The organism is Pseudarthrobacter phenanthrenivorans Sphe3 (genome assembly GCF_000189535.1).
Taxonomy (GTDB): domain Bacteria; phylum Actinomycetota; class Actinomycetes; order Actinomycetales; family Micrococcaceae; genus Arthrobacter; species Arthrobacter phenanthrenivorans.
This window is the reverse complement of the sequence record NC_015145.1, coordinates 2,235,771-2,255,103: the sequence shown is the minus strand read 5'-3', so window position 1 is coordinate 2,255,103 and position 19,333 is coordinate 2,235,771. Positions and strand designations below refer to the sequence as shown.

The following is a 19,333-nucleotide window of genomic DNA, read 5'->3' as shown; positions in this document are numbered from 1 at the left end:
GCCTCCGGCTCTGGGGATGGTAGTGGGTATGAATGCAGACATAGTGTCCAAGCCCGTGATTGCGGGAGTGGACGGCTCGGAATTCTCCTCGGCGGCCCTCCGCTACGCAGGGATGCTGGCCGCGCGCCTCGATGCCCGGCTGGAAGTGATTACGTGTATCGGCATGCCCGATTACTTGGTGGTGGCGCACCTCGAAAGCGGCGAGCACCCCTTGACGGCGAGGCTGGAGGACACGGCTGCCCGCCTGGTGGAGGACGCCCTGGGCCGTGCCTTCTCCGACGCGCGTCCCGCGAACATCGACGTCACGGTCAAGTTCGGCCCGCCCGGCAAAGTCCTGGTGGAGGAGAGCCGCCGGGCGCAGCTGCTGGTGGTGGGACGCCACGGTGAGGGGGGATTCCTTGGCACCTCCATGGGCTCAGTCAGCAAAGCCTGCGCCGCGCATTCCGTATGCCCCGTGGTCCTGGTGGGCCAGGAGGCGGACAACGTGTGATGACAGCGGCGGGCCTGACCTCGCAACAGGCTGCGGAGCTTCTGGAGCAGGCAGGACCCAACCTCCTTCCGGCGGAGAAACCGGTACCGCAGTGGCGGAAACTGTGGGGGGAGCTGACCCACTTCTTCGCACTGATGCTCTGGTGCGCCGCAGGACTGGCCTTCCTCGCGGACATGCCGCAACTGGGGGTGGCGATTATCGTCGTCGTTCTTGTCAACGGCGTGTTCGCGCACATCCAGCAGGAAAGGGCCCAGCACGCGGCCGCGAAACTGCGCGGGCTGCTGCCCGCTGACGTCCGGGTCCGGCGGGACGGGCGCGTCCGCACCATGCATGCCAGCGAGCTGGTCCCGGGCGACCTGGTACTCCTGACCGCCGGAGACCGGATCCCTGCGGACGTGGTACTGGCAACTGCTGGAGCCTGTGCCGTGGACGAATCGATGCTGACCGGCGAAAGCGTTCCAGTACCCAAGGCAGCCGGAGACCCCGCCTGGGGCGGAACCTTCATGGTCAACGGCGACGCCGAGGCGTCCGTCAGCGCCACGGGCGCAATGACACGCCTGGCCGGGATCGCCGCACTCACCAGCGGAGCGGTTTCCCCGCCCACCCCGCTGTCCCTGGAACTGCGCAGGATCGTCCGGCTGGTAGCGTCCGTGGCGCTGGCCATTGCCGCCCTGTTCTTCCTGGTGTCGCTGCTGGTGGGCATCCAATGGCGCGATTCGTTCCTTTTCGCCATCGGCGTGGCCGTGGCCCTCGTCCCGGAAGGCCTGCTGCCCACCGTCACGCTCTCACTGGCCATGGGCGCCCAGCGCATGGCTTCCCGCAATGCGCTGGTCCGGAACCTGGAGGCCGTGGAAACCCTTGGCTCCACGACGTTTATCTGTACGGACAAGACGGGAACCCTGACGCAGAACAGGATGAACGCCGTCGAGGTTTTCACCGGCGAAGGATCCGTCCGCATAGAAGGCGAGGGGTACTGCCCGGAAGGCACCGTGCAGGGGGAGGGAAAAGGAAAAGCCGCGGAGACGGCCTTCGCGGCGCTCGCCGCCTCGCAGGGCCGGGCCGAACTGCACAACGGGGAATGGCGGGCCGCGGGGGATCCGATGGAAGCCGCCATCGACGTCCTGGCCCGGCGGCTGACGGGAACGGCGGGCACCGGAAAGGCACCCTCGCGGCGCCTCGCCTTTGATCCGGTACGACGCCGGGAATCGGCGGTTGTGGGGCCGGACCTCTTCTGCAAGGGCGCCCCCGAAGCCGTCCTTCCCCTGTGCGGGGACGTCCCCGCACAGTTCAAGGAGCAGGTGCAGGTGATGGCCTCCCGCGGATTGCGGGTGATTGCCGCCGCGCGGAGGCGGCTGGATGGACCCCCTGGCACGTGGGACGCATGCCCCGCCGAGGACCTGGAACAGGGCTTGGAGCTGCTGGGCCTGATCGGCCTCCACGATCCGCCCCGGCCGGACGTTGCCGACGTGATCCGGACAGCGCGGCAGGCCGGGCTCAAACTTGCCATGATCACGGGCGACCACCCGGCCACTGCAGCCGCGATTGCCCGGGAAAATGGCTTGATGGGGATGCCCGAACGCGTTGTGGAAGGCTCCGATCTGCCTGACGACGAGCAGATGCTCGGAGCGCTCCTTGACCGGGACGGGGTGGTGGTCAGCCGCGTCTCGCCGGAGCAGAAGCTTCGGGTCGCCAAAGCGCTGCAGTCCAGGGGGCACGTGGTGGCCATGACCGGCGACGGCGTGAACGACGGCCCGGCCCTCCAGGAGGCGGACATAGGGGTGGCAATGGGGCTCAGCGGCACGGATGTGGCACGCGAAGCCGCGGACCTTGTCCTCCTGGACGACCATTTCGGCACGATTGTGGCTGCCATCGAGCAGGGCAGGGCCACGTACTCGAATATCCGCCGGTTCCTGACGTACCACCTCACAGACAATGTGGCGGAGCTGACGCCTTTCGTTGTGTGGGCGCTTTCGGGCGGGCAGTTCCCGCTTGCCCTCGGCGTCCTGCAGATCCTCGCCCTGGACATCGGCACCGACCTGCTGCCGGCCCTGGCGCTGGGAGCCGAACCACCCGGCAAACGGGTGCTGGCACGCCCGCCGGAACGGCGGCACCTGATGGACCGGCAGCTCATGGTGCGGGTTTTTTGCGTGCTGGGCCCTGTGGAGGCGGCCATTGAAATGGCGGCATTCTCCGCGGTCCTCTTCGGCGGCGGCTGGACCCGCGGCGAACTCCCGGGGCCTGAGCTGCTCATGGCCGCGTCCGGCGCTGCCTTCACGGCCGTGGTGCTGGGCCAGCTGGCCAATGCCTTCGCCTGCCGGAGCGCCAGCGTTGCCCCGTGGAAGCTGGGCTGGGGCACCAACCGCCTCCTGGTGTGGGCTGTCCTGGCTGAACTGGTTGTTCTGGCCGCCTGCCTGTATGTTCCCCAGGTCTCCAGGCTGCTGGGCCAGGCGCCACCCCCGCCGGCCGGACTGCTCCTGGCTGCCCTGGCGGTACCGGCCGTGCTGGCAGCGGACTGGGCCTACAAGGCCGCCAAAAGGCGGTGGAGCGGGACGTAGCCGGGAGTGCCGGCAAGGGCAGGGCGGGCCCGCGGGACCAAAGACTCTGCACGGCCCTTCCTGCACGTCCCACAATCAAGGCATGACTGCACCCTCCGTGACCTCCCTGACCGACGCTCTCGTTTTGTGGTTCGACGATACCGGGATAGGGGATGTTGCCTCTGTCGGGGGTAAGAACGCCTCCCTGGGGGAATTGAGCAGGTCCCTGCGCTCTGCCGGGGTGAGGGTTCCTGAAGGCTTCGCCACCACCGCTGCTGCCTACCGTTCCTTCCTTGAAGCCAACGGCCTGGAACCCCTTATCAGGTCCCACATCCAGGACTACCGGGGCGGCCGGGCAACATTGCGCCAGACGGGCGCCGCCATCCGGGAACTTTTCCTGGCAGCAGTGTTCCCGGACAGCATCGGGGCCGCCATCCAGGAGCACTACCGCCTCCTTTCCAGCCGGGCGGGCCAGGACGACGTGTCGGTTGCCGTCCGCAGCAGCGCCACGGCTGAAGACCTGCCGGACGCCAGTTTCGCTGGCCAGCAGGAGACCTTCCTCAATGTCGCCGGGGAGCGGGCCGTCCTTGAAGCCTGCCGGCGCTGCTACGCCTCACTGTTCACGGACCGCGCCATCAGCTACCGGGAAATGAAGGGTTACGACCACCTGGAGGTTGCGCTTTCGGTGGGGGTCCAGCGGATGGTCCGTTCCGACCTTGGCGCCTCCGGCGTGATGTTTTCCATCGATACCGAGTCGGGCTTTCCGCAGGCGGTAGTCATCAGTGCTGCATGGGGTCTCGGCGAAACCGTAGTCCAGGGAACCATCAATCCGGACAAATACCAGGTGTTCAAGCCGCTGCTCGCCGATTCCCGGCTCGTGCCCATCATCGAGCGGCAGCTGGGCGCCAAAGAGCGGAAGATGGTCTACAGCGTTGGCGGAAATGCCAGGACCCAAATGGTGGACACCACTGAAAGGGAGCGCGGAGCCCTGGTGCTGGACGACGCTGAAGTCGTCCAGCTGGCGCGCTGGGCTGTCGCCGTGGAGGACCACTATGGCCGCCCCATGGATATGGAGTGGGCGAAGGACGGAATCACGGGCGAACTGTTCATGGTCCAGGCCAGGCCGGAGACCGTAATGGCCCAGCGCAGCACCACCACGTTCCGTACCTACCATCTCCGCCAGCCCGGCCGGGTGCTGACTGTGGGGGCGGCGATCGGGGATGCCATCGCCAACGGGCAGGCCTGCGTGATCCGGGACGCGAAGGACATCGAGCGGTTTGTGGACGGTTCGGTCCTGGTGACCCGGATGACTGATCCGGACTGGGTTCCGGTCATGAAGCGGGCGGCCGGCATCGTCACGGACCACGGCGGGCCCACCAGCCACGCAGCCATTGTCAGCCGGGAACTCGGCGTGCCCGCCGTCGTCGGAACCCGCAACGCCACCGAAACGCTGCCCGATGGCGCCCCCATCACCCTGTCCTGCGCCGAAGGCGAGGAAGGACGTGTTTATGAGGGCCTGCTGGAGTTCAGCGTCGAGGAAGTGGACATGGCGGCCCTTCCGGCGGCCCGGACGGATGTCATGGTCAACATCGGCAGTCCCGCCGCGGCCTTCAAGTGGTGGCGGCTGCCGGCAGCGGGGGTAGGCCTGGCCCGGATGGAATTCATCATCAACAACCTCATCCGCATCCACCCCATGGCGCTCGTGCACCCGGAGAAAGTGGCTGACCTGGAGGAGGCCGAGCTGATCCGCAAGCTCACCAGCGGCTACCCGGACCCGCAGGAGTACTTCATCGATGTCCTGGCCACCGGGATCGCCAAGATTGCGGCGCCGTTCCACCCCAAACCTGTCATTGTCCGGCTGAGTGATTTCAAGAGCAACGAGTACAGCCACCTGGTGGGCGGCGCCTCCTTTGAACAGTCCGAGGAAAACCCGATGCTTGGCTTCCGTGGTGCCTCGCGCTATTACAGCGGGCATTACCGGGAAGGTTTTGCCCTGGAATGCAAAGCACTCAAACGCGTCCGGGAGGACGTGGGCTTCTCCAACGTCATTGTCATGGTCCCGTTCTGCCGCACCGTGCAGGAAGCCGACCTGGTCCTGGAGGCCATGGCAGAGCACGGCCTGGTGCGCGGCGACGCCGGGCTGCAGGTCTACATGATGTGTGAAATACCGTCCAACGTGGTGCTTGCGGAGCAGTTCGCCCAGCGCTTCGACGGCTTCTCCATCGGTTCGAACGATCTCACCCAGCTGGTCCTGGGGGTTGACCGGGACTCCGAACAGCTGGCAGGCCTGTTTGACGAACGGGACCCCGCGGTCAGCGCCATGATCGCAGAGGTCATCCGCAAGGCGCACACCGCCGGGATCAAGATTGGCATCTGCGGTCAAGGCCCCAGCAACCACCCCGATCTTGCCGAATTCCTGGTAAGCCAGGGCATCGACTCCATTTCCTTGAACCCCGACACGTACCTGAAAACCCTGCCGGTCATCGCCGCGGCCGAGCAGCGGCTGGGCAAGCAGGCCTAACGGCACTGTCAGCCGGGAACGCCTCCTGATAGCACTGTCATATGACCGCATCGCCCACCGCAGCCGCCGCCAGGCCGCCCTTCGATGCCGTAATTTTCGACCTGGACGGAGTGGTCACCAACACCGCGCTGGTGCACCAGGCTGCCTGGAAAGAAGCGTTTGACCGGATCCTGCAGGACCCGCGGATTCCCGGCACAGCTGACCGTTCACCCTTTACCAAAGCCGATTACCGCACCTACGTCGACGGCCTTCCCCGGGAGGAAGGGGTGCTGAAGTTCCTGGCGTCCAGGGGGTGCGCATCGACCGTGGGTCTGAGGCGGACGAGCCCGGCGCCTGGACGGCTTTTGGCCTGGGCGGCCTGAAGAACCGGCTCTTCCTCGAGCGCCTGAGGCAGGACGGAGTCCAGACGTATCCCGGCACGCTGCAGCTGCTGCAGAGGCTCGCCGACGCCGGTGTCCCCATGGGGGTGGTCACGTCAAGCCGCAATGCCTCTTCGGTACTGGACGCGGCCGGCATTCCGGATTTCTTCGGCGTCATCCTGGACGGGGCGGCCGCAGCAAAGCTCGGACTGCGCGGGAAGCCGGCGCCGGACGTGTTCCTGGCGGCCGCCTTCCGGCTGGGAGTATCACCGTCCCATGCAGTGGTTGTGGAGGATTCGGTGGCCGGCGTGCAGGCGGCGCGCCGGGGCGGTTTTGGACTGGTGGTGGGGATCGACCGGAGCGGCACCCGGCGGGAACTGGAGGCTGCCGGCGCCCTTGCTGTCCTCAACGACGTCAGCGAACTGGACCTGGGGCTGGTGGCGGGCGATCCGTGGCAGCTCACCTACGAGGGTTTCGACGGCGGCCACGAAGGGCACCGCGAGGCGCTCACCACCTTGGGGAACGGCTACTTCGCCGTCCGGGGCGCTGCCCCGGAGGGCGGCGGCTTCCGGTACCCGGGCATGTACCTGGCCGGCATCTACAACCGGGTGGCGGCGGAAGCCGCCGGTGAAGTGCTGGTGGAGGAACACCTGGTCAACGCCCCCGACTGCCTGCCGCTGGACCTGCGGGTGGGGCGCGGGCAATGGTGGTCCGCGGGCGGCTTGGCTGTCCTGCGGGAACGCCGCACCCTGGATCTTCACAGGGCTGTCCTGGAGCGTTGGCTGCTGGTGGAAACTGCCGACAAGCGGCGAATGGAAATCGTCCAGAGCAGGTTCGTTTCCATGGCAGAGCCGCACCTGATGGTCCTCGACATGCTGGTCACACCCCTGGGCTGGTCCGGTGCCGTGGAGGTGCGCAGCGGTGTCAACGCCGGCGTCAGGAACGCCAATACGCCGGACCCGTCGTCCGGCCCGGGGATCCACCTGGTGGACCGGACCGGCGCAACGCACCCGGAAGAGATCGCCGTCGTCGAAGCCGAAACAACGCAAAGCCTCATCAGGATTGCCGCGGCCTTCCGCACGCGCGTGGCCGGGCAGCCGGACGAAGGGCGGCCGGGCAGGAAGGGAGCGTTCCATTTCCGGACCTTCCAGGTTCCCCTGGTGGACGGTACGCCCGCGAGAATCAGCAAGACCGTGGCTGTGGTGACCTCCCGGGACCGGGCCATCTCGTCCGCGGCATCTGCTGCGCGTGGCGTACTGGAACGGACAGGCGATGACGTCGACGCCCTGCTGGCGGCCCACTTGAAAGCCTGGCACCGCGAACTGCATCCTTTCCTGGTGGACATCGACGCGCCGGTCCAGGTGCGACTGGTCCTAAACCTGCACATATTCCATGTGCTGCAGACCCTGACGCGCCACACCGCCGAACTGGACGCCGGCGTCACCGCCCGCGGACTCCACGGCGAGGGGTACCGGGGGCACGTCTTCTGGGACGAGCTGTTCGTCCTGCCGCTCCTGACCGCCCGGACGCCCGACGTTGCCCGCGCGCTCCTCGACTACCGGTGGCGGCGGCTCCCCGCGGCCCGCCACGCGGCTGCCGTCCTGGGCCTCGCCGGAGCGAAGTTCCCCTGGCAGAGCGGCAGCGACGGAACCGAGGAGACGCCCAAGTGGCTCTACAACAACAGGTCCGGCCGCTGGGTCAGGGACCACTCGCACCTGCAGCTGCATGCCGGGCTGGCGGTGGCCTTCAATGCCTGGCAGTACTACCAGGCCACCAATGACAAAGCCTGGCTTTTCCGCCGTGGTGCCGAACTGGTGATCGACGTTGCCCGGTTCTTCACTTCCCGCAGCCAGTACAGCCACGACACCGGGCGTTACCATCTGCGCGGTGTGGTGGGGCCGGATGAGTACCACACAGGTTACCCCGGCAGTCCCGATCCGGGCCTGGACGATAACGCCTACACCAATGTGATGGCGGCCTGGGCCTGCCTTCGTGCCGCGGAGATCGTGCAGACGGTCCAAGGGGATGAGATGGGCGAGCTCATGGAACGCCTGGATATTACGGAGGAGGAAGTGGCCGGCTGGGTGCAGGTGGGAAGGGCGATGTTCGTCCCGTTCCACACCGACGGCGTCCTCAGCCAGTTTGCCGGGTATGAGCAGCTGGAGGAACTGGACTGGGAGCGGTACCGGGAAACCTACGACAACATTGAACGGCTGGACCTGATCCTGGAAGCCGAAGGGGACGAAACCAACCGGTACAAGCTTGCCAAGCAGGCCGATGTCCTGATGCTCCCCTATCTCCTGGGCCAGGAGGGACTGCTCACACTTCTCGGGGAGCTGGGGTACGCCTTCACCTCGGAGCAGCTGAACAGAACCATCGAGTATTACCTCGCCAGGACCGCGCACGGGTCCACGTTGAGCCGGGTCGCCCACGCCTCCGTCCTGTCAGCACTGGACGCGGACAGGGCGTGGGACAGTTTCCGGGAAGCGCTCGACGCCGACCTGGACGATACGCAGCATGGAACCACGCGGGCTGGTATCCACCTGGGCGCCATGGCGGGAACCATCGATGTGATCCAGCGCAGTTTCGCAGGGTTGAGGCTCAGCGGGGACACTCTCGTGTTCGCCCCCAACCTGCCCACCGGGCTGCGGGCCGTAGCCTTCGAAGTCCGTTACCGGGGACACCATCTGCACATTGAGCTCAGGGACGGGCAGATAAATATCGCCTCGGCCCCCGGGGATGCGGGCCCGATCAGTGTCCGCGTCAACGGCACGGACACCGCCCTTCCGGCGGGGGAGGCCAGGAGTTTCCAGCTGCCGGCCACGTCGGAAGGGTCCGCCGCATCATGACGGATTGAGCTGGTGGATGACGGATTCAGCGTGGTGCCTGGTGCCTGGTCCCGCTGCAGGGCGGTCCCTGCTGCGGGACCAGGCGCCGGCATCAGCCCCGGGTGATGGGAATCTTCGAGGCTGCGGCCTCCTGCCCCTGGTCGGGGAGGGGAGCCCGGACCTCCAGGACGCCGTCCTTATATGAAGCAGTAACGTCGGCCTGCTGGACCCCGTTAGGCAGCGGGAGCCGCCGCACGAACGAACCGTAGCGGAACTCGGAACGGTAGCTGTCCTTTTCCTTGTGTTCCTTCTTTTCCTGCCGCTGTGCCTTAATGGCCAGCACGCCGTCGGACACTGTCACATCGACGTCCTTTTCCGGGTCGATGCCGGGCAGCTCGGCGCGCACCACCAGGGTGTTGCCGTCCACCAGTTCCTCAACGCGGATGGCGGACGTCCCCGTCTCGCCTTCGAACAACCGCTCGATCAGGTCGACGGGGGAGCGGCGGGTATCAAACCATTTCATCAGGTCAGTCATTCTTGCCTCCTGCTTAAACTTTCTCCGGGTTTCCCGGCAATTCCACCTTCCGCTTCATTCGGGCGCGGTTCCAGAGTCCAAGGTCCCAGCCTGCACTTAGCCGCCTTCGGGACGGACCCGCAGGACGGCGGATCCGGTGATCCTGTCCGCCGCAAGGTCCTCAAGTGCCCTCCCGGCGGCGTCGAACGGATACGTGGTGGTGGTTGGCGCCAGCGGGATTTCGGCTGCCAGCGCAAGGAATTCCTGCCCGTCCGCACGGGTATTGGCTGTCACACTCCGCACCTGGCGCTCGTGGAACAGGTGTGCCTGATAGTTCAGGGAGGGAATGTCGCTCAGGTGTATGCCGGCAATCGCCAGGGTGCCGCCACGATCAAGGGCCTGGAGGGCAACAGGCACCAGGTCACCCACCGGGGCAAAAAGGATGGCCGCATCCAGCGGCTGCGGTGGCTTGTCGCGGGCGCCGCCGGCATACTCCACGCCGAGTTCCCGGGCCAGGGCACGGGCACTCTCGGAGCGGGTCATGACATAGACAGACATGCCCTGGTGCATCGCCATCTGCGCGGTCAGATGCGCTGAGCTGCCGAAGCCGTAGATGCCCAGGCGCCCTCCGGGCACGATGCCCGCGCGTTTCAAGGCACGGTAGCCGATAATTCCGGAACACAGCAGCGGCGCCGCCTGTTCATCTGTGAACACGTCGGGAATGAGGTAGGCAAAGTCCTGGGAGACTACGAGTTTCTGGGCGTAGCCGCCGTCCCTGTCCCAGCCTGTGAAGACCGGCGCGGAGCACAGGTTTTCGTCGCCGCGGCGGCAGTAAGGGCAGGTCCCGCAGACGCCTCCCAGCCAGGCCACGCCCACCCTGTCCCCGGGCATGAACCGGGACGTGCCAGGGCCGCATTCAACCACAACCCCCACGGCCTCGTGTCCCGGCACCACTCCCGGGCGGCGGGGCTCCAGGTCGCCCTCAGCCAAGTGGAGGTCAGTCCGGCAGATGCCGCAGACGCTGACCTCGACCAGGAGTTCCTTGGCGCCGGGCCTGGGGTCCTCGCGAGTACCCGTGACCAGGGGATGCGTAGATATGGGACCGGGCCGGCCCACCCACCAAGCGAGCACGTCTCCTCCTCATGCGTGTACGTCAACACTGGCAGGCTTTCGCGGGGCAGGCCCAGAGCCAAAGGTCACATTCAACGCGCATTTGCCGGCGCAGCGGCAAGGCGGCGCTGGAAACGGGCGGCGGCTTCGATGGCCGCTCCGCCCGCCACTGCCACCAGGCCGGTGGCGGCCAGAAGATCCGGCGGCGGCCACTCGAGCCTGAAGAACTCCTTCACCGCGGGAACGGTAAACAGAAGGCCCAGTCCGGCGTACATGCCGGCAAGGATGAGGGACTTGGACCGGGTTAACGGGCGGGACGCCACCACGAGGATCCATGCCGCCACCAGGGCAAGGGTGAGTACCGCGGCCGATTGGATCTCCCCGGAGCTGAACCTGGCGGCGGCGTGGGCATAGAGGCTGACGGCCAGAACGCACAATGCGGCGCAGAACCCCGCCGGGACCGAAAAAGCCAGCGAGCGCTTCAGGAAGCCTGGTGTGTACCGCCTGGCGCTTGGCTGCAAGGCAAGGAAGAACGCCGGCAGGCCCAGGGTCAGCCCGTCAAGGACGGACAGTTGGCGCGGAAGAAAGGGGAAGGGACACAGCAGCAGGGCGAACGTCAACGAAATGATGGTGATGTACACAGTCTTGCTGAGGAACACCATGGAAACCCGTTCGATGTTGCTGATGGCGCGGCGGCCCTCGGCAACCACTGCCGGCAACCTGTCGAAGCGTCCGTCAAGGAGGACAAGGCGGGCTACTGCCTTGGTTGCTGGCGATGCCGTGTCCATGGCGATACCCAGGTGGGCCTCCTTGAGCGCCAGGACGTCGTTCACACCGTCTCCGGTCATGGCGACAGTATGTCCCCGCCGCTTCAGGGCCAGCACCATGTCGCGTTTCTGGGCCGGCGTGACGCTCCCGAAGACGTGGACGTTCTCCACCGCGTCCTCCAGCAGGACTGGGTCGGTGGGGAGGGCCCGGGCGTCATATGCCCCAGCCTGTCCCGTACTGCTGCCCTGCGCTGTGCTGCTGCCCTTCGCCGGGGCACCAGTCGTTTCCGGTCCGAAGCCCAATTCGCGGGCCAGGACCCCCACGGTCCGGGGATCGTCGCCGGAGATGATCTTCAGGGTGACCCCCTGCTCCCGGAAGTACGCGAGCGTTCCGGGCGCATCCCTCCTGATGTCCTCACGGAAGGTCAACAGCAGGGCCGGCACCAGCCCGGAAGGCAAAGCGCCGCCTTCCGCTCCGGAGGGCAGCGGCCCCGGCAAGTGGGCCAGCGCCAGCGTCCGCAGCCCGGTGGACGCCAACGCCGCGGCCCGCCCGTGGGCGTGGTCCTGGGAGGGCGATCCCCTGAGGACGGCATCAGGTGCGCCAAGAACCCAGGTGCCGGCCGCGCCCGAACCGGGCCGGAAGGTCACCGAGCTCCATTTTTGCGCTGAGGTGAATGCCACGGAAGAAGCCTCCTGCAGGACTCTCCCGGCCGGAAAAGCCGCACCGATGGATGCGGCGGTGGTGCTGGCTTCGGCCTTGGCGCCAAACCATTCGAGGGCTTGCTTCCACCCGTCCGGTGGCGGCACACCTGCATCATGGACGGCGTCGAAGGCGATGGCTCCCGAAGACAGGGTGCCGGTTTTGTCCAGGCAGAGGACGTCCACCCGGGCCAGGACCTCAACGGCAGCGAGCTCCTGGACCAGGACCATGTGGCGGGCCAGCCGGACCCCGCCCACCGCGAAGGCCACGCTGGTAAGCAGAACCAGCCCCAGGGGGACCATGGAGATGATGCTGGCCACTACGCCAACGACTGCCGGAATCCACCGGCCGGACGTGAACGCCTCGGACCAGCCGCCCGCATTCTGGATCTGCGCATGGGTTACGAGCAGGGCGGTGGGCAGCAGAAGCCACGTTATGACGCCCAGAATCCTGTCCAGCCCCGCGCGGATCTCGGACGTGACCAGCGAGAAGCGTTTGGCCTCAGCGGTGAGTTTGTAGGCGAACGTGTCCGGACCCACCCGGATGACTACTGCCTGGCCCGAGCCCTCCATGATCAGGGACCCGGACAGCAGCACCATTCCGGGGTACTTGGGCACTGGCTCGGATTCACCGGTCAGGAACGACTCGTCCGCTTCCACGTATCCGTCGTCCAGGAGGCGCACGTCGGCGCTGACCTGTTCGCCGGCGCTGAGGAGCACGACATCGCCGGGGACCAGTTCCTCCGCCGGGACCTGGCGGGGCAGGCTGTCCCTGATGACCCTGCTCCTGGCGGCGTGGAGGATGGCGAGCCGGTCCAGGGACTGCTTGGCGCGGTATTCCTGGATGATGCCGATCAGGGAGTTCCCCAGTGCCGAGAAGCCAAAAAGGGCGTCCCGCCATTGATCCAGCACGAACAGCAGGATGAAGCTTCCCGCCACGATGCCGTTGAACAGGGTCAGGACGTTGGCACGGACAATTTCCCAGATGCTGCGGCTGGTGGCGCCCGGGATGCGGTTGACCCTTCCCTCCTCCGTCCGTTGCCGGACTTCAGCCGAGGACAGGCCTTCCCGGGCAGGGCCGGCTCCGGGCGTGGCCGGAGCCGGATGGCGTGCGCTGCTTTCCCCGGCTTCGAACATCACGAGGTCAGGGAGTCCTGCCTGTCACTTTTCCTGCCGGGTTTTCTTCAGCCGGGTGATCACCGTAGGGCATGGCGGCTGGGTCAGGACGGCGTGCGCCGTGGACCCCAGGAGCAGCCTGCTGAAGCTTCCCCGGCCCCTGCTGCCCAGGACCAGCAGCCTGGCTCCGGAGGCTGCCTGGACCAGGGCATCGGCGGGCTCCATGACCGTCTCAAGGACTCCATTCACGGCAAGGCCGGGGTAGTCCTGGCGGAGTCCCGCCACCGTTTCGGACAACACGATCTGTTCTTCTTCGACCACATGTTCAGCGAAAGTGCTGGACGGCAGTCCGGCCTTGATCCATCGGTTGGGACCGGTGAAGGCGTAAAGGACGGTCAGTTCCTCGCCCAGTGCGTCCGCCTCGGCGGCTGCAAAGGCCACAGCCTGGGTGGACTCCCTGGACCCATCCACGCCCACCACCACGCCATGTCCGTCGGCTTGGCCCGGCCCGATCACCGCCACGGGGGATTCGGCCGTGGCGGCGGCCTGGAGGGCCCGGTCCGTCAGCGCCCCGCGTGAATGGCCGCTGCTGCCCAGTACCAGCATGGAGGCGTTCCGGGAGTAGTCACCCAGGGCGGCGCCCACGCTGCCCTCCAACAGTTCCGTTGTCACCTGCACATCAGGTTCCTCAGCCCGGATACGGTCACCGGCCTGCTTAAGCATGTCCAGCCCGGATTTCCGCAGGACGTCGATGTAGGGCAGGGCCTCCAGGGCCTCGCCCGCCATCCATCGGTCATCCAGCACATGCACCACTGCCAGCGGCACCTTGAGCCGGCGGGCGCGGGCCGTTGCCCACAGCAGGGCGGCACTGGAAGGGGAGGAGTCGGTGAGCCCGACGGCGATGGGTTTGGTTGCGTCCATGGGTTGCCTTCCTGGCGTTGGTCGGGGTTTCAGGCTCTGTCTGCCGGTTCCTGCGGTGCCCACCAGCTGTTGGGCGGCGCGATGACAAACCGCCGGCCGGTGATCTCCTCGGGCGTTATCCGGATGAGGCTGTTCTTCGGCCCTGCCTGCCACGGTGACAGCCCGGCGTCGGCCGCGTCCTGGAACTCTTCAGCGTCGTGGACTTCAGCAGCGTGGCCTTTCACCACCACGCTCCAGGCGATGGTGCCGTACTGGTTCAGCCCGTCAGCTTCCAGTGACACGGCCGTCCGTTCCTTTACTGCGTCCAGCTTGGTTCCCCTGCCTGTGCGAACGAGCAAAGTCCCGTTGCTCGGCACGTAGTTGACCGGGAAGATTTCCACCTTGCCGGTGTGCACGAAGGCAATCCTGCAGATCGACGTCGACCGGAGGTACCTCCAGCAATCGTGGACTCCCAGGCTTTCCGCTTCCGGCTCTGATGCTGCTGTATCCATGGCCGTAGCCTAGGACGGGGAGTCCCGGCGGCATAGGGAAGAAGGTCCCGCAGCGCACCATGTTGAGCAGGAATTTAGCGAATCTTTGGTAATGGGACGTTTCAAGCCTCAAACCTTTCTCCTAGACTGGTCCCAGGACACCACTTCGTGCTCAGGCGAGTGGACATTGCCGGGGACTAACCTCCCCGGCCGCAGGCAGCGCTGCTGAGGGCCGGCAGGGACGCCGGCATGGATGCCGGCAGTTCAACAGGAGGTCGGACATGAGCACTGAGCCGTCGCGCTCTCCCATGAAGGAAAGGGCTGAGGACCTCCTGCGGGACTTTGTAGCCCGGGCGGATGAGCTGCTGCAGACCCAGGAGAGGATGAACGGCCTGCTGGCAGCCGTCGTGGCCCTCGCCGAGGATCTGAGCCTTGAGGCAGTCCTGGACCGGCTGGTCCGGTCTGCCTGTGGCCTCGTGGGCGCGAAGTACGGGGCCATGGGCGTGATCGGTGAGGACCGCAGCCTCAGCCACTTCATCACGGTAGGTATTGAAGACGAGGAAATCCGCTCCATCGGTGACCTGCCCACAGGGCACGGCGTGCTGGGACTCCTGATCCGCGAGCCCCAGCCCCTGCGGCTGCACGACCTCGGCCAGAACCCCATCGCCTCCGGGTTTCCGCCAAACCATCCCCCGATGAGCACCTTCCTGGGGGTGCCGGTGCGTGTTCGGGACGAGGTATTCGGGAATCTCTACCTGACGGAAAAAGACGGCGGGCAGGACTTCACCCCGGAGGATGAGGACCTTGCCGTAGCGCTGGCCGCGGCTGCCGGTGTGGCCATCCAGAACGCGCGCCTCTTCGAGGACAGCAAGAGGCGCCAGAAATGGCTTGAGGCCGGAATGGAGCTGAGCAGCAGGCTGATCATGACGCCGCATCCTGAAAATGCGGACAACCTGGACCTCGTTGCCGAGACCGCCCTGAAAATCTCGGATTCCGCCCTTGCGGTGATTGCTGTTCCTGGCGGCGACGGCGTTCTTCGCTGCCGGTCCTCCCTTGGGGTCCAGGGCCTGCAGGCGGGCGAGGAGATTGGCGCTTCCGACGTTGTGTCCAGGGTTGTGGAGACGGGCGAGTCACTCGTGGCGCGGGATGCCCGGCAGGTTTTCGTCGACGAAGTGGCGGAGAAGCTGGGGTCCGTGCTGGTGTGCGCGATCGGACACAGCAGCTCGGAAAACGCCGTGCTGCTGCTCGCCCGCCCGCAGGGATCGGCTACGTACAACCAGGCTGAGGTGGAGTCCAGCTCGCTGTTCGGCAGCAGGGTGGGCCTGGCCCTGGACCTGGCCCGCGTCCACGCCCTGCGTGAACAGAACCTCCTGTTTACGGACCGTGAACGGATTGCCCGGGACCTGCACGACCTGGTCATCCAGCGACTGTTCGCCTCGGGGCTGAGCATCCAGAGCCTGCGGCGCTACATCCTTGATCCCGTTGCCCATGAGCGGATTGCGGCAGTGACCTCCGAACTGGATGACACCATCCGGAAACTCAGGGACACCATCTACTCGCTGCGGACAGGGGAGGTGGAGCGGGAACCGCTCACCAGCCGCGTCTTGAAAGTGGTCCAGGAAACCTCCCGCAACCACAGCGTGGCGCCGCAGGTGGCCTTTGCCGGGCCGGTGGACGATGTGGTTCTTGAAAGCGTTGCCGGCCACTTGCTCTCGGTGCTCTCCGAAGGCCTGAGCAACGCTGTCCGGCATTCCGGGGCGGACCAGATCGGGCTCACGGTCTCGACTAACCAGCAGCAGGTTGAACTGGTGATCCAGGACAACGGTTGCGGCTTCGAGGAACCGGCGCGGGTCAGCGGACTGGCCAACATGCGGCACCGGGCCGAACTGCTGGGCGGCACCTGCATCATCCGGAGTGCGGCTGGGGAAGGAACGCGGATTGTGTGGACGGCCAACCTCGAATAGCCTCCCGCGGAACGGACTACGGCCGGGCAGCTTCAGCTGCCCGGCCGTTGTCGCGTTCACTCGCCTGCCGGCCTATTGTGCGTCCTGCCCGCTCCTGGTCACATAGACGGCAGCCTGCGTGCGCCGCTCGAAGCCGAGCTTGGCCAGGATCGACGACACGTAATTCTTGACGGTCTTCTCTGCCAGGAACAGTTCCTCGCCGATCTGGCGGTTCGTCAATCCCTGGCCGATCAGCGTCAACACCTTTTTCTCCTGGGCGCTCAGCCCTTCCATCCGGGGATCGGTTGGAGTCTTGGAAAGGCCGCTGACGATCCGTTCCTTGACGCCGGGCTCGAACAGCGATTCACCCGCTGCTGCCCTGCGGATCCCCGCCAGGAGGTCGTCACTCCTGATCTGCTTCAGGACGTACCCGGACGCGCCGGCCAGGACGGCGCCGCGGATGGCCTGCTCGTCGTCGTAACTGGTCAGGATCAGGCAATGCAGGCGGGGATCGAACGAGCGCACATCCCGGCAGACCTCGATGCCGGTGCCGTCCGGAAGCCGGCCGTCAAGGATTGCAATATCCGGTTGCAGGGCAGGTATGCGGCGCGTGGCTTCCGCGGCCGAGCCGCTTTCGCCAACCACCACGAACCCTTCACCCTCCAGCAGGTCCCTCAGCCCTTGCCGGACAAGCTCGTGGTCATCGAGGATGAACACGCGCAGCGGCCCACGGGTATCTTCGGCTCCGTCCGAGCCTGATTCATGCCTTTGCACCCTACGCTCTCCCGTTTTCTGAAGGACAAAACCTGCACTGGTGTGCGAGCCAGCCCCCGCCAAGGGGTCAGGCCCCATTTTTCCTTCCGTGCAGAGAAGCCGGAAGGGACCAAAGTCTGGAGTCCTGATCATACAACCGCCGTTACCCGGCAACGACTGTAGTAATTGCGGCCTGCCAGGCAGGCATCCAGGCAGGCAATCAGGCGGGCAACCAGCCAACCAGCCAGCCGACCAGCCAAGATGACTTTAGGCCCTACCCGCGGCCCCGAACCCTGCCCATTGTTGGAGCAGGCCAGAAAGAGAGAATGGAGCCGCACATCATGGATGCCGGAGAAGAGCACCCCAAAATCATCGTGGGAGTGGACGGTTCCGGTGCTTCAATTGCTGCGCTCCGTACCGCGGCTGCCTTGGCCGGTCCGCTGGAAGCATCAGTGGAGGCCTGGGCCTGCTGGGATGTTCCACCCGGATTCGGGCTGTACCTGGCGGTGGGGATCGAGGGATTCGAATACGCAGCCAGGCAGTCCCTGGACCAGGCGCTTGCCGAGGCCTTCCACGGGGAGTTGCCGGCGTTCGTGCGGCCCCGGCTGTTGCGCGGCAAGCCCGAGGAGCAACTGATTGAAGGAAGCCGGAACGCCGCGCTCCTCATCGTCGGAAGGCGGGGTCACGGACGTTTTGTCCCCGGCTCCGTGAGTTCAGCCTGCGTCAGCCACGCCCACTGCCCCGTCCTGGTGGTCCATGCCCCGGAAGGGAAGCACGCCCCGGAGGAGAAGCACGACGGCGGACGGTAGCCCGCAGCGGCGCGTCCCTCAGGTGCGGCGCGTCCCCCAGCTGCCGCGCGGGTCAGTGGCCGCGCGCGTCAGTGATGGTGCGGGCCGCCGTCGTGCACTCCTGCATGGTGGCCCGCGCTCCCGCCTACCAGTTCGTGCAGCCCCTTCACCGAATCGGCAAGCGAAAGGTCAGGTGAAGCGACGATGAAAGGCATCAGGAGGCGGTTCTCTTTGTCCAAGTGCATCCCGAACATCCGTTGAATGGCCGCGCCGGCCACCACGGCGGAAATCCCGTTGGCCGTGCGCAGTTCCTCCACAAGGCCCACAATCACCTTGTGCTCGGCCAGCATCCCTTCCACCAGGAGCCGCCCCTCCGGGGTGGCACCCGGCCCGCTGTACAAAGGGCCCTCCTCCGCCAGCGCATGGGGAATGAGCTGGCTGTCGCACCAGTCCAGAAGTGTTGCCTGGGCCGTTTCCCCGGCTGCCGTGTCGCCTGCTTCAACAGCTTGCGTCAGCAGGGCCACCAGGCCGTTGAGGTGCTTGAGCATCTCGGCGTGGTGACGTTCCACAGCCTGCAGCGCCTCCGCCTCGGCTGAAGGGTCCTTGACGTTGTTGTCCATGATTCCTTCCTTCTCCACGTTGATGCAGGCTCCTTGCCGCGCCCGGCCACAGGCGGACGCGGGAAGGTGTTCCTGGATCAACTATGGAATGGACGGCGCGGCTGGAGTCAGAGCCATAAGTCCCGCACTTGGCAACGAAAGGGGCAGGGGCGTACGGAGCGGGCAGTCCGGGGGGAGCACGCTCCGGCGGGGCTTTTGGCACTGTTGTCCGCCGGTTACAGCAGGCAGTCTGGGATGAATGTGAAGGAAGGACCCTGCCCGGTGGCCGCTGAGCAATCCGTCGTGACGCGGAGGAACGCTTTCCTTGCCCGCTGGGTGGGCTGGGTGAGCCTGGGCGAGAGCCTTGGTTTCCTTGCCCCTGCGGTTGCACAGCTGATGGCCGCTGCGCTGTGGCCGGCCGGGCAGGTTCCGCTGCTGGTCCTTGCCGGTTTTGTGGAGGGAGCGGTCCTGGGCCTGTTCCAGGTGCGCGTGCTCAGGACTCGGCTGCCAGCCGTGCGCACCCGGCGCTGGGTTCTGCTCACCGCCGCCGCAGCGGTTGTGGCGTGGGCACTGGGGCTGTTGTCCTTTGGCAACGAGGCCTGGCAGGAGTGGCCGCCGGCAGCGCAGGCTGCCACGGGAACCGCGGCAGCCGTGCTGCTCCTGCTCTCGATTGGCCTGGCGCAGTGGTTTGAGCTGCGGCGCCACGTGACGCGTGCATGGCGGTGGGTGGCCGGAAGTGCGGCGGCCTGGGCTGCGGGGCTTGGAGTTTTCATGGCGGTGGCCACCCCGTTGTGGCAGCCCGGCCAGGACCCGTGGCTTTCGGCTGCCATCGGGGTGGTGGCCGCCGTTTTCATGGCGGTGGCCATGGCCCTGGTGACGGGTCTGGTGATGGTCCGCATCCTGCCGAAGGCCTGATGCCGG

15 protein-coding genes are annotated in these 19,333 nt (G+C 66.5%); 8 read left to right on the top strand and 7 right to left on the bottom strand.

The features are described from left to right. The first annotated feature begins 28 nt into the window (after positions 1-28). The 5 genes from ASPHE3_RS10340 (at position 29) to ASPHE3_RS10325 (ending at position 8,753) form a co-directional block, all read left to right on the top strand. On the top strand, positions 29-490 hold the full coding sequence (locus ASPHE3_RS10340; RefSeq protein WP_013601177.1) for a universal stress protein: 462 nt from the start codon (positions 29-31) through the stop codon (positions 488-490). Continuing rightward, positions 490-3,045, top strand: a complete 2,556-nt coding sequence (locus ASPHE3_RS10335) for a cation-translocating P-type ATPase (protein ID WP_013601176.1) — start codon at positions 490-492, stop codon at positions 3,043-3,045. Before ASPHE3_RS10340 ends, ASPHE3_RS10335 begins: the two co-directional genes overlap by 1 nt. Before the next feature lie 82 nt (positions 3,046-3,127). Continuing rightward, positions 3,128-5,545 carry a phosphoenolpyruvate synthase gene (ppsA, locus tag ASPHE3_RS10330; RefSeq protein WP_041652084.1) on the top strand — a complete coding sequence of 806 codons (2,418 nt, stop codon included), beginning with the start codon at positions 3,128-3,130 and terminating at the stop codon, positions 5,543-5,545. Positions 5,546-5,586: 41 nt separating this feature from the next. Next, positions 5,587-5,907 carry a hypothetical protein gene (locus tag ASPHE3_RS22650; RefSeq protein WP_254362841.1) on the top strand — a complete coding sequence of 107 codons (321 nt, stop codon included), beginning with the start codon at positions 5,587-5,589 and terminating at the stop codon, positions 5,905-5,907. Then, positions 5,838-8,753 carry an HAD-IA family hydrolase gene (locus tag ASPHE3_RS10325; protein ID WP_254362839.1) on the top strand — a complete coding sequence of 972 codons (2,916 nt, stop codon included), beginning with the start codon at positions 5,838-5,840 and terminating at the stop codon, positions 8,751-8,753. The genes ASPHE3_RS22650 and ASPHE3_RS10325 overlap by 70 nt, the downstream gene beginning before the upstream one ends. 91 nt (positions 8,754-8,844) lie before the next feature. On the opposite strand, the gene ASPHE3_RS10320 is transcribed toward ASPHE3_RS10325, so the two are convergent. The 5 genes from ASPHE3_RS10320 to ASPHE3_RS10300 all read right to left on the bottom strand — a co-directional run bounded on the left by ASPHE3_RS10320 (position 8,845) and on the right by ASPHE3_RS10300 (position 14,350). Further along, complete coding sequence (locus ASPHE3_RS10320) at positions 8,845-9,267, bottom strand: Hsp20/alpha crystallin family protein (protein WP_013601174.1); 423 nt, start codon at positions 9,265-9,267, stop codon at positions 8,845-8,847. A gap of 96 nt (positions 9,268-9,363) precedes the next feature. Further along, positions 9,364-10,377, bottom strand: a complete 1,014-nt coding sequence (locus ASPHE3_RS10315) for a zinc-dependent alcohol dehydrogenase family protein (protein WP_041652081.1) — start codon at positions 10,375-10,377, stop codon at positions 9,364-9,366. A 71-nt stretch (positions 10,378-10,448) separates the two neighbouring features. Then, complete coding sequence (locus tag ASPHE3_RS10310; protein WP_013601172.1) at positions 10,449-12,959, bottom strand: HAD-IC family P-type ATPase; 2,511 nt, start codon at positions 12,957-12,959, stop codon at positions 10,449-10,451. 24 nt (positions 12,960-12,983) lie between these two features. Then, positions 12,984-13,859 (bottom strand): universal stress protein, encoded by an 876-nt coding sequence (locus ASPHE3_RS10305; RefSeq protein ID WP_013601171.1) that lies wholly within the window; start codon positions 13,857-13,859, stop codon positions 12,984-12,986. Between the two features lie 29 nt (positions 13,860-13,888). Next, positions 13,889-14,350 carry a pyridoxamine 5'-phosphate oxidase family protein gene (locus tag ASPHE3_RS10300; protein WP_013601170.1) on the bottom strand — a complete coding sequence of 154 codons (462 nt, stop codon included), beginning with the start codon at positions 14,348-14,350 and terminating at the stop codon, positions 13,889-13,891. 260 nt (positions 14,351-14,610) lie between these two features. Here ASPHE3_RS10300 and ASPHE3_RS10295 point away from each other — a divergent pair, with 260 nt between their 5' ends. Continuing rightward, the gene (locus ASPHE3_RS10295; protein WP_013601169.1) at positions 14,611-16,293 is read left to right on the top strand and encodes a GAF domain-containing sensor histidine kinase; all 1,683 of its coding nucleotides are present in this window, start codon (positions 14,611-14,613) and stop codon (positions 16,291-16,293) included. A 72-nt stretch (positions 16,294-16,365) separates the two neighbouring features. On the opposite strand, the gene ASPHE3_RS10290 is transcribed toward ASPHE3_RS10295, so the two are convergent. Further along, the gene (locus tag ASPHE3_RS10290; protein WP_167536978.1) at positions 16,366-17,046 is read right to left on the bottom strand and encodes a response regulator; all 681 of its coding nucleotides are present in this window, start codon (positions 17,044-17,046) and stop codon (positions 16,366-16,368) included. A gap of 305 nt (positions 17,047-17,351) precedes the next feature. On the opposite strand from ASPHE3_RS10290, the gene ASPHE3_RS10285 reads away from it, so the two are divergent. Continuing rightward, entirely contained in the window at positions 17,352-17,834 is a 483-nt protein-coding gene (locus ASPHE3_RS10285; RefSeq protein ID WP_013601167.1) for a universal stress protein, read from the top strand. Positions 17,835-17,902: 68 nt separating this feature from the next. Here ASPHE3_RS10285 and ASPHE3_RS10280 read toward each other — a convergent pair whose 3' ends face one another. Next, the gene (locus ASPHE3_RS10280) at positions 17,903-18,451 is read right to left on the bottom strand and encodes a hemerythrin domain-containing protein (RefSeq protein ID WP_013601166.1); all 549 of its coding nucleotides are present in this window, start codon (positions 18,449-18,451) and stop codon (positions 17,903-17,905) included. A gap of 243 nt (positions 18,452-18,694) precedes the next feature. Between ASPHE3_RS10280 and ASPHE3_RS10275 the strand changes: the two genes are divergently transcribed. Then, the gene (locus ASPHE3_RS10275; RefSeq protein WP_013601165.1) at positions 18,695-19,327 is read left to right on the top strand and encodes a hypothetical protein; all 633 of its coding nucleotides are present in this window, start codon (positions 18,695-18,697) and stop codon (positions 19,325-19,327) included. Positions 19,328-19,333 lie beyond the last annotated feature (6 nt).

Excerpts from the sequence above, each read along its gene's own strand:
- ASPHE3_RS10340 (WP_013601177.1), top strand. The coding sequence starts at position 29 with ATGAATGCAGACATAGTGTCCAAGCCCGTGATTGCGGGAGTGGACGGC.
- ASPHE3_RS10335 (WP_013601176.1), top strand. The coding sequence starts at position 490 with ATGACAGCGGCGGGCCTGACCTCGCAACAGGCTGCGGAGCTTCTGGAG.
- ppsA (WP_041652084.1), top strand. The coding sequence starts at position 3,128 with ATGACTGCACCCTCCGTGACCTCCCTGACCGACGCTCTCGTTTTGTGG.
- ASPHE3_RS22650 (WP_254362841.1), top strand. The coding sequence starts at position 5,587 with ATGACCGCATCGCCCACCGCAGCCGCCGCCAGGCCGCCCTTCGATGCC.
- ASPHE3_RS10320 (WP_013601174.1), bottom strand. The coding sequence starts at position 9,267 with ATGACTGACCTGATGAAATGGTTTGATACCCGCCGCTCCCCCGTCGAC.
- ASPHE3_RS10310 (WP_013601172.1), bottom strand. The coding sequence starts at position 12,959 with ATGTTCGAAGCCGGGGAAAGCAGCGCACGCCATCCGGCTCCGGCCACG.
- ASPHE3_RS10305 (WP_013601171.1), bottom strand. The coding sequence starts at position 13,859 with ATGGACGCAACCAAACCCATCGCCGTCGGGCTCACCGACTCCTCCCCT.
- ASPHE3_RS10300 (WP_013601170.1), bottom strand. The coding sequence starts at position 14,350 with ATGGATACAGCAGCATCAGAGCCGGAAGCGGAAAGCCTGGGAGTCCAC.
- ASPHE3_RS10295 (WP_013601169.1), top strand. The coding sequence starts at position 14,611 with ATGAGCACTGAGCCGTCGCGCTCTCCCATGAAGGAAAGGGCTGAGGAC.
- ASPHE3_RS10285 (WP_013601167.1), top strand. The coding sequence starts at position 17,352 with ATGGAGCCGCACATCATGGATGCCGGAGAAGAGCACCCCAAAATCATC.